At 47.4% G+C, this 7,887-nt stretch carries 3 protein-coding genes; all 3 read right to left on the bottom strand.

What is annotated here, in order from left to right; genetic code table 11:
* Positions 1–324: 324 nt before the first annotated feature.
* The gene (locus tag F6J94_RS26025) at positions 325–3,456 is read right to left on the bottom strand and encodes a response regulator (protein ID WP_293045474.1); all 3,132 of its coding nucleotides are present in this window, start codon (positions 3,454–3,456) and stop codon (positions 325–327) included.
* Between the two features lie 47 nt (positions 3,457–3,503).
* Positions 3,504–6,908, bottom strand: coding sequence for a GAF domain-containing protein (locus tag F6J94_RS26020; protein ID WP_293045471.1), 3,405 nt, complete (start codon positions 6,906–6,908; stop codon positions 3,504–3,506).
* A 150-nt stretch (positions 6,909–7,058) separates the two neighbouring features.
* Entirely contained in the window at positions 7,059–7,592 is a 534-nt protein-coding gene (locus F6J94_RS26015; protein WP_293017536.1) for a chemotaxis protein CheW, read from the bottom strand.
* Positions 7,593–7,887 lie beyond the last annotated feature (295 nt).

Raw genomic sequence — 7,887 nt, 5'->3', positions numbered from 1 at the left:
TCTTTCCCTACCCGACCCTCTTCCGTTGAGTAAATTACTGATTAATATGAGGGGTGACACCCCTCATATTAATGGCTATATTTTGATTATGTAGATGCACCCTGATGATCAAGAGAGCTTGAAGACGGCTCTCTTATTTTTTTTTAGGGAAAGGGATCGATGCAGGAGATCTCAAAAGCTGTGTGTACTCATTCAAAAACAACGGAAAACAAACAACGCAAAATAAACAACGCAAAATAAACAACGCAAAACTAGCGAATGCGATTGACCTTTGGTCACGCTTCGCGATCGCATACTCTGTCGGACATGATATTACCAGCAATATTAAATCAATACGTCTTCTACCATAATTTCATTTAAAGTTTTCAATAACTCCCGCTCATTGTAAGGCTTATAAAAATAGGCAGATGCCCCTAAAGTCATGGCTAGTTGGCGATGCTTAGAGCCACTCCGGGAGGTGAGCATAATAATGGGTAAGGTCTTTAAGCTCGGCTCTACTTTGACCCGAGTTAAAAAGCCGTAGCCATCCAGCCGGGGCATTTCGATGTCACAAATAATGGCTTTCACCTCTAATCCCCGAAGCAGTTTTTCTATCCCATCCTGACCATCTTTGGCGTGTTCTACAATATACCCAGCTTTTTCTAACCCCAATGCCAACATCCGGCGCACGTTAATCGAGTCATCAATGATTAAGATGGTGTCTTTGGTACTTGGTTGTATACCGATTGAGGGAGGTTGTTGCTCCACAAATCCCTTTGAGGTGGGGCAATGTTGTGGGGATAAACTCTCTAGGTTAGTGGTGCGCTGACAACTGATTATCCAGCGTAGCATGGCGTTGGCGTCTACCAGAGGAACCACTCGACCGTTGCCGAGAATGGTACAGCCGCTAAATCCATCAGGTAACCCTAGGTTTCCTTCTACTTGACGCACGGTGACTTCTCGCTCTCCCCAGGAGCGGTCTACACACAGGCCGATTAATTGCTCGGCTTGATTGATAATTAGAATAGTAGGTTCGTTGATGCTCGGGGTTTCTTCTAGGGTGGTGACCCGACGGCGACAGTAAAATTTCAGCCACTTTTTCATGCGAATCAGGGACACCATTTTCCCTTGCCAGTTGATGACTTCGTTGCCTAGGGTGGTTATGATTTGCTGGGATTTGAGCATCAGCATCTCTTGAATCACATCGATGGGAAATGCCAAGAGCATGCCGTTACTTTCCACTAGCAGGATGCGTGCTACCGATAGGGTAAAGGGGACGGTGAGGGTAAAGGTGGTTCCCCAACCGGGTTGGGTATCGACTCGGATATTCCCCCGGATTTGCTTGAGGTTGTTGCGCACTACATCCATCCCCACACCACGACCAGATAGGTCGGTGACTTGATCAGCCGTACTAAATCCGGGTTCAAAAATCAGAGACAGCAATTCCTGGTCACTGGCGCTGGCGAGCAGCTCCTGGTCTAATCCCATTTCCTCTGCTCTGGCTCGGATTTTAGTTAAATTAATGCCTTTGCCATCATCACGGAGGGTAAGCTGGGTCTGGTTCCCCCTGTGGATGGCTTTGATTTCAATAGTTCCCTTTGGCGGTTTCCCCATAGCCTGACGGGTGCTAGGGTCTTCAATGCCGTGGTCGAAGGCATTGCGCAATAAATGCATGAGGGGGTCACTCAGGGTTTCCAGGATGGTGCGGTCAATCAGGGTACCTTTCCCCACTACCTTGAGTTCTACTTGTTTGCCATGCTCCACACACAAGTCCCGCAAAGCTCGGGAAAATCGTCCCACTAAATCAGATAAGGGACGCATCCGAACCTGAGTCAGATTGGTTTGCAGCTGCTTGGCAGTTTTGTTTAATTCATGGGCAATGCTATCAGTATCGTCTAGGGTCAATTCCAAGTCGCTGGTGACTTCTTCGATTTGAACAATGGTTTCCATCACCTCCCTTGATAGCAGGTGCAAGTCGCTGTAGGAATCCATCTCTAAGGCATCAAACCCTTGAACAGTAATAGCTAGGGAAGTAGAGGAAGCAGAGGAAGCAGAGGAAGCAGAGGAAGCGGCGGGAGAAGATACGGAAGATGGCAGCAACAGTCCCTCGGATTTGCTGGTTTCCCCATCCCCCTGTCTTCCTGTCATTCCTCTTGGGGTGGCAATCTGGTCATAAGATGTGCGCAGCTTGTGATTGGAGGCTTCGAGAATCTTGACCCGGCGGCTGAGGTTGTCTACTAGGGTGCGCAGTCGTCCCAGTTGCAGGGAAAGACCATTGCGCTCGATAGTCAGTTCTCCAAACAAGTCATTGAGTCGATCCAACTGTCGCACAGGAATGCGCACAGTATTTTCCTGGTGTGGGTCTTTTGAGGAGTCTTCCTGATTGTTCTCCCTCACGAAGATGGGTTCAGGGCAAGGGGGGGAAGACAAGGGAGGGGGAGAAGACAAGGGAGAGGGGGAAGAAATCTTGGGATTGCTATCCACCCATTGAAATACCTTTACTTCCCCTTGATCTGGCTGGTCTGGCTGGTCTGGCTGGTCTGGCTGGTCTGGCTGGTCTGGCTGGTCTGGCTGGTCTGGCTGGTCTTCCTGGTATGCCTCATCCCCTTGTCCGAGTAGTTCTGGCTGATCGGTTTCCAATTCCCCAACTAATATAGCTTCCTCTGGCACCCCTGGGTCTGTAGCTCCTCCTTCATTCTCCTGAAACTCCCTAGCTTCGAGGCGGCGGGGTAAATGAGTCAGTTGACCCACCAGTACCAACGCCTGGGATTGCCGCCACAGCATTAGAGCTTGTTGGGCGATCGCTTCCACTTGGTCTGGGGCAGCTTCTAGCTGGTGATTGATGTCTTCGCACAACTGGCTAAAAGCCTCAAGCTGCAGCATTTCTCCTAACCCGCCCAATTCTTGAGCCATGATGGACACTTCTTCTAGCAAGCAGGGCTTTTCGGGGTCTGCTAACACCCCTTCTAGGCGAGCTAGACACCCTTCCACTTCTGTTTCAAACAGCATGGCAGTCACATTAGTGCCATCCTCTGCTCCCAGCATAGTAGTTGCATCATCTGCGACCGGGTCTCCTAGAATCTCGTGCAGTTGATCAAATACTGGGTTAGCTATGGTTTCTAGCCACTGGGAGTCTACCCGATTGCCCTGGCGGTTGATCTCGAGTACCTGGCGCAGACAGTCTACCCCCTGTAGGAGTAGACTTTCGAGTTGGTTTTCGATTGCGATCGCATTTTTCTTAGCCTTGAGAACTTTAAATGAATCCTCTAAACGGTGAGTTAGGTGACTCAAGGTGCCATATCCCATCATCCCAGCTCCCCCTTTGACAGAATGAACCGCTCGCAGAATCCCATCCATTTTCTGACTATCAATGGCAGCGCTGGCTAAACCCAGCAGCACCGATTCAATGGTATCTAAGTATTCCTTTGCCTCTTCGAGAAACTGTAGCTGAATTTCCAGTTCTTTGTCCTGTGACATGTGTAGTGGTTAGTGGTTAGTGGTTAGTGGTTAGTGGTTAGTGGTCATTAGTCATAATTCTGATCAACTTTAAACTTGCCAACCGATGTTTGTAATTCTTCAGCAATACTGACAGTGTCTTGGAGGGAGTGGGAGATATGTTCTGTTGACTGGTAAGTGCGTTCTGAGATTTGGGCAATGTCTTTCATTACGTTCGTCACAGCGCTTGAGGTTTCCGCTTGGGAAACGGTAGCTTGGAATATGGATTGAATGAATTGGTCGATTTGGGTGGAGACGTTGAGGATTTGACCAAAACTGTCTTTGGCTTCTTGAACTAGATAGGTGCCTTCGACCACTTGGGTAGTCCCCAGTTCCATGGCTTCCACCACTTCGGAGGTGCCTTGTTGGATGTTATCTACAATTTGTTCAATTTCTTTAGTGGCCGTGGCAGCGCGAGCAGCGAGTTCTCCAACTTCTTCGGCAACCACGGCAAATCCTTGCCCCTCTTCTCCAGCTCGGGCAGCTTCTATGCCAGCGTTGATCGACAATAGGTTGGTTTGCAGGGCAATTTGGTTAATAAATGCCACCACTTGGGAAATTTGCTGGGAGGATTCCCCGAGGCGCTTGACTTTTTTTGCAGTTTCTGCTATTGTATCTCTCAAGATTATGATACTGGCAACAGAGCGCTCAATAGCGTGGGTGCCGCTTTGGGCGGTGTTTGCAGCGGTATGGGCGACAGCAGCGGCTTGGCGGGCATTAAAGGCTACCTCTTGAATAGAACCAGTCATTTGAGCCACAGAATCTAGGGTGTCGGTGATTTCCTGGGTTTGTTGGAGTGCGGCTTCAGACAGTTGATGAATAGCTCCAGCATTGTCCCCAACAGACTGGTGTACCTCAGTAGCAGCAGTTTTGACTTGGGTAACAATCCCTCTTAGACTTTCGATGACGGCATTGAAGAAATCAGCCACAGTGCCAATTTCCCCACTGAGGATCTCAGCCCTTACCGTGAGGTCACCTTGGGCAGCTCCTTCCACTTTATTAACCAGTTCTAACAGTTGCAACTGTAGGGCTTCCCGTTGTTGCTGTTGCTCCTGGGAAACTACTTCCGCAGCAATGCGGGCTTGTTTGAGCTGGTCCACTAGCTTGGCTTGCTCAAGGGCAAAGCCCAATTGAATCGCCATCTGCGTGAAAAAGTTGATGTCTGATTCTTGCCAATGCCGGGTACCGGAACACTGATGGGCGACCAACAGTCCCAGTAATTTGTCCTCCCCTAAGATGGGGGCGACTAGGTTAGCTTTGACTTTAAACGGTTCAAGTTGACCAAAGTAACACTCACTCAAGTCTGCCTGGTAAATGTTATCCAAGGCAGTAACTCTACCCTGCTGATACTTTTCCACATATTGGTGGGCAAAGCAGGGGTCAGCAATTTCTGCTCCTAGGGATTTCGGCCAGCCATGACCCACGGATTCGGCGACAATGGTTCCTTGCCAATTTTCGTCAAACAGATAGACTAGGACTCGGTCGGTTTTCAGAGCTTCTCGGATGCCACTGATGGCTGACTGGTAGATTTCCTCGACTGTGAAGGATTTCCGGATACCGGAGGTAATCTCAATAAGTTGCCCAGCTCGGTCGGCTTCAGCAGTCTTCAGTCTGGCGAGACTGGCACTGCTTAAGGCTAGTCCTAAGTGGGTGGCTAATTCCTGTAGAAAGTCAATCTCATCGGTGCGCCATACTCGAGTGTTAGAACACTGATGGGCTACCAATAAGCCAATTAGATTATCCACCCCCACAATCGGGACGACCAGGTTTGCCTTGACTTGCAGTCGGTTCAACAACTGCATATGACCCGAGGAATATTTCTGTGCTTGGACATCACTGGTGGGCACAACCCTTCCCTTGCGATAGGCTTCCAGCAATTTTCTGGGAATACAAGCATCGGTGATTTCGTTGGCGATTGCTTTTGGCCAACGGGAGTCTACCGCTTCAGCCACAATGGTTCCCCGATAGCCTGGGTCAAAATAATAGATCACCACCCGGTCGGCGGCTAACTTTTCCTTAGCAGCATTAACCACTAAATCAAAGGCATGGGCTTTCTGATCAGGTTTGGCAGCATGGGTGACAACATCAGCAAATAACCGAGCCTTGTCTAGGGAAGCTTGTTGCTTAGCAACTAGGGTCTGTAGCTGAGATGCCATACGGTTGATATTTGACCCAAGTACCCCCAGCTCATCGGTTCCCACCAGCTCCAAACGGGTATCCAGTTGCCCTTCCCCGAGGGCTTTCACTGCCTTGGTAGCTGCTAACAAGGGACTGGTCAACCGGTTAGCGAGATAGACAGCTACTGCAGCAACTAATAAGGTGGTCAGGGAGATTCCCAGGGTCAGGGTGAGGAGTAATTGTCGCTGGGGCAGAAATGCGATCGCATCTGGGGTGGCCATGACTGCTACCCAGGGAAGGTCAGGTAAGTCGTTGATTTTACTAAAGGGGGTATAGGATAGCAGATCCTGATGCTTTTTGACCCGATCAGACGTGACGAGACTATCAGGTTTGTCAGCAGTTTGCAGTTCCTTGGCGTCCGGGAATACCTTGGTTAGGGGCTGATTAACGATATTGCTTTGGTTGGAGAGAAAAATTTTACCGTTGGTGGTATTGATTAAGTAAAGTTCTTCGCGTCCGCTGCCCATCAGGTTGATCGAATCTTGAAGGTATTGGATGGGCATCCGGGATTGGATAACTGCGACCAGCTTTTTTGTATTTTCGTCAAGTACCGGTGCAGCTAAGTAAAGGGATAACTGACCAGACGCATCCAAGTATATCGGTTGACTAATCGCCGGTTCTTTGGTCTTGATCACCTCCTCAAAATAAGACCGGGAGCTGGGATTATCTACGGGAGTCTGACTAGATTTGGCAATGACTTTGCCGGTTAAGTCGAAAACAGCTATACTTTCGTAGACTTGGTAAATGTCTAGGTAGCGGTTTAATAATAGGGCTTGTCTTTCCGAAAGGGAGGTGGTCTGCTGTTGACTTGAATTAGTAAAAACTGGGAGCGTAGCTAGAAATCGAATATCGGAATAGCGGTCTTGTATGAAGCCCTTGAGGTTGTCTTCTAGGCTAACTACCCTAGCAATGTTGTTTTGGTAAATTTCTTGGGTAATAGATTGGTTGGCTAAGTGATAGGCAATAGAGCCAATCAGCAGTACAGGAATAGTGCCTAGGGTGATGAATAATGATGTTACTTTAGTTTTTAAGCTGAGTTTAAGACCCCCAGAGCTTTTGGAACTGCTAGGTGGTTCAGTGGAGCCTATAAGCTCAACCCCATCCTGATCGGAGTTTTGGGTTGGTTCTGTGCTAGTCACATTTATAACTGAGTCCAATTCGGCATGGTGACGATACCTGTCTTTGGTTACCCCTTGACTATTTAAATCCTGATTAATTTCATTATTATATATTGATTTATCAAATTGTTTCACCATAAAAAAGCACCATTACCTGGCTACAAACTTATTTTTTATCAAAGCATTGATATATCTATTATCTAAAAAAAAAGTATCGTTTGAGGGTAGTTTTAAATTAACAATCAACAATTCCCAGCTGGCATTGAGTTTAAGTCAATTCCCGTTAAATTAGGTGTTGTGTAAAAGAGATGAAGCCATAATTGCCAAACCATCTAGTACTAACAAAATTTCTTGCTCTTGCAAAGCGCATCCCCGTAAGTAGGGAACCAAACCCGATGACACTTCTCCCAGTGGAGATTGAATACAATCGGGTGTGAGTCGCAACACCCCTTCAATGCTTTGGACTGCAACCCCTAAAGACGCTGACTGATTACGGAGCGTCACTATGTTGTACTGTTGAACATTAGTTTCTACGGTCGGTAAACCTAGCATTTGAGCTAGATCAATTACCCACAAAACACGAGAACGCCGATTCATCAACCCCTGTACGTACAGGGGCATATTTGGCATGGGGGTCAGACGCTCTTGGGGCAAGACTAGAACTTCCTGGGCTTGATGCATAGATATAACCGCAGGGGTTTGTTCATTTAACAAAAATTTAAGATAAGCATCCCCGATATTATTGTGTTCTTCAGATGGTTTGGTTATACTAGCTAACTGAGACCAGGTTTGGGGGGTATGGGCTAGTGCTGACGTATTCATTAATTCACAAGTAAACCTATGTTAGGAGACCGATCATTGGTGAGTTGATATATAATTGCTGAGTTTGCCAAGATATTGGTTAAGTAAAGTCTAACCAATAGACTAACCTATAATAGTAACCTATAACAGAGGGATATGTTTTTATAAAACCACCCTAAATGTCTGAATAAATCAACACCGAATTCAGCTTTTTATCCTTCATAGATATAAAGTAGATAGATACCCAATGATTAGTTGAGATGTTTAAACACTATCTTGAGGAGATCGGATTGGTTAAACGGTTTAGACAGATGAC

The sequence above is a fragment of the Moorena sp. SIO1F2 genome (assembly GCF_010672755.1).
In the GTDB taxonomy this organism is placed as follows: domain Bacteria; phylum Cyanobacteriota; class Cyanobacteriia; order Cyanobacteriales; family Coleofasciculaceae; genus Moorena.
Note: the sequence above shows the minus strand (reverse complement) of the source record. Positions and strands in the feature narration are given on the sequence as shown.